2 rRNA genes are annotated in these 2,564 nt (G+C 53.2%); both read right to left on the bottom strand.

From position 1 onward, the window contains the following. Positions 1–26: 26 nt before the first annotated feature. Positions 27–142: ribosomal RNA gene (gene rrf / locus FFS60_RS28480) — 5S ribosomal RNA — on the bottom strand. Between the two features lie 136 nt (positions 143–278). Next, a 23S ribosomal RNA gene (locus FFS60_RS28475) occupies positions 279–2,564 on the bottom strand; the annotation flags it as partial.

Here is a 2,564-nt window from a genome sequence, read left to right as displayed (position 1 = left end):
TCACGATTCGGGGGTTTGGGATAGAAGCTTGACGATGACCTACTCTCACATGGAGAAGCTCCACACTACCATCGGCGATGCGTCGTTTCACTGCTGAGTTCGGGATGGGATCAGGTGGTTCCAACGCTCTATGGTCGTCAAGCAATTCGGTTGGGGCAACGTCTGGGACGCTACCCCGAATCAGGTATGTGACAGTCTGTTTTTGCGGTTCAGGCCAATTTTCGGTCTGTCGACTTCAACCAGTCGCACCCACAATCACCAGATTGTTTGGGTGTTATATGGTCAAGCCTCACGGGCAATTAGTATTGGTTAGCTCAACGCCTCACAGCGCTTACACACCCAACCTATCAACGTCGTAGTCTTCGACGGCCCTTTAGGGGATTCAAGATCCCAGTGAGATCTCATCTTGAGGCGAGTTTCCCGCTTAGATGCTTTCAGCGGTTATCTCTTCCGAACATAGCTACCCGGCAATGCCACTGGCGTGACAACCGGAACACCAGAGGTTCGTCCACTCCGGTCCTCTCGTACTAGGAGCAGCCCCTCTCAAATCTCAAACGTCCACGGCAGATAGGGACCGAACTGTCTCACGACGTTCTAAACCCAGCTCGCGTACCACTTTAAATGGCGAACAGCCATACCCTTGGGACCGGCTTCAGCCCCAGGATGTGATGAGCCGACATCGAGGTGCCAAACACCGCCGTCGATATGAACTCTTGGGCGGTATCAGCCTGTTATCCCCGGAGTACCTTTTATCCGTTGAGCGATGGCCCTTCCATACAGAACCACCGGATCACTAAGACCTACTTTCGTACCTGCTCGACGTGTCTGTCTCGCAGTCAAGCGCGCTTTTGCCTTTATACTCTACGACCGATTTCCGACCGGTCTGAGCGCACCTTCGTACTCCTCCGTTACTCTTTAGGAGGAGACCGCCCCAGTCAAACTGCCCACCATACACTGTCCTCGATCCGGATGACGGACCAGAGTTAGAACCTCAAGCATGCCAGGGTGGTATTTCAAGGATGGCTCCACGAGAACTGGCGTCCTCGCTTCAAAGCCTCCCACCTATCCTACACAAGCAGGCTCAAAGTCCAGTGCAAAGCTACAGTAAAGGTTCACGGGGTCTTTCCGTCTAGCCGCGGATACACTGCATCTTCACAGCGATTTCAATTTCACTGAGTCTCGGGTGGAGACAGCGCCGCCATCGTTACGCCATTCGTGCAGGTCGGAACTTACCCGACAAGGAATTTCGCTACCTTAGGACCGTTATAGTTACGGCCGCCGTTTACCGGGGCTTCGATCAAGAGCTTCGCTTGCGCTAACCCCATCAATTAACCTTCCGGCACCGGGCAGGCGTCACACCCTATACGTCCACTTTCGTGTTTGCAGAGTGCTGTGTTTTTAATAAACAGTCGCAGCGGCCTGGTATCTTCGACCGGCATGGGCTTACGCAGTAAATGCTTCACCCTCACCGGCGCACCTTCTCCCGAAGTTACGGTGCCATTTTGCCTAGTTCCTTCACCCGAGTTCTCTCAAGCGCCTTGGTATTCTCTACCCAACCACCTGTGTCGGTTTGGGGTACGGTTCCTAGTTATCTGAAGCTTAGAGGCTTTTCCTGGAAGCATGGCATCAACCACTTCGTGTTCTAAAAGAACACTCGTCATCAGCTCTCGGCCTTGAACACCCGGATTTGCCTAAGTGTTCGGCCTACCACCTTAAACTTGGACAACCAACGCCAAGCTGGCCTAGCCTTCTCCGTCCCCCCATCGCAATAACTAGAAGTACGGGAATATTAACCCGTTTCCCATCGACTACGCATTTCTGCCTCGCCTTAGGGGCCGACTCACCCTGCGTCGATTAACGTTGCGCAGGAACCCTTGGTCTTTCGGCGTGGGTGTTTTTCACACCCATTGTCGTTACTCATGTCAGCATTCGCACTTCTGATACCTCCAGCAAGCTTCTCAACTCACCTTCACAGGCTTACAGAACGCTCCTCTACCGCTCGTCTTACGACGAACCCGTAGCTTCGGTGTCTAGTTTGAGCCCCGTTACATCTTCCGCGCAGGCCGACTCGACTAGTGAGCTATTACGCTTTCTTTAAAGGGTGGCTGCTTCTAAGCCAACCTCCTAGCTGTCTAAGCCTTCCCACATCGTTTCCCACTTAACTAGAACTTTGGGACCTTAGCTGACGGTCTGGGTTGTTTCCCTTTTCACGACGGACGTTAGCACCCGCCGTGTGTCTCCCACGCTGACACTTCCAGGTATTCGGAGTTTGCATCGGTTTGGTAAGTCGGGATGACCCCCTAGCCGAAACAGTGCTCTACCCCCTGGAGTGATACGTGAGGCGCTACCTAAATAGCTTTCGAGGAGAACCAGCTATCTCCGAGCTTGATTAGCCTTTCACTCCGATCCACAGGTCATCCGCTAACTTTTCAACGGTAGTCGGTTCGGTCCTCCAGTCAGTGTTACCTAACCTTCAACCTGCCCATGGATAGATCGCCCGGTTTCGGGTCTATACCCAGCGACTAAACGCCCTATTAAGACTCGCTTTCGCTACGCCTCCCCTA

The organism is Pseudomonas sp. D(2018), assembly GCF_005502555.1.
GTDB classification, from domain to species: domain Bacteria; phylum Pseudomonadota; class Gammaproteobacteria; order Pseudomonadales; family Pseudomonadaceae; genus Metapseudomonas; species Metapseudomonas resinovorans.
Note: the sequence above shows the minus strand (reverse complement) of the source record. Positions and strands in the feature narration are given on the sequence as shown.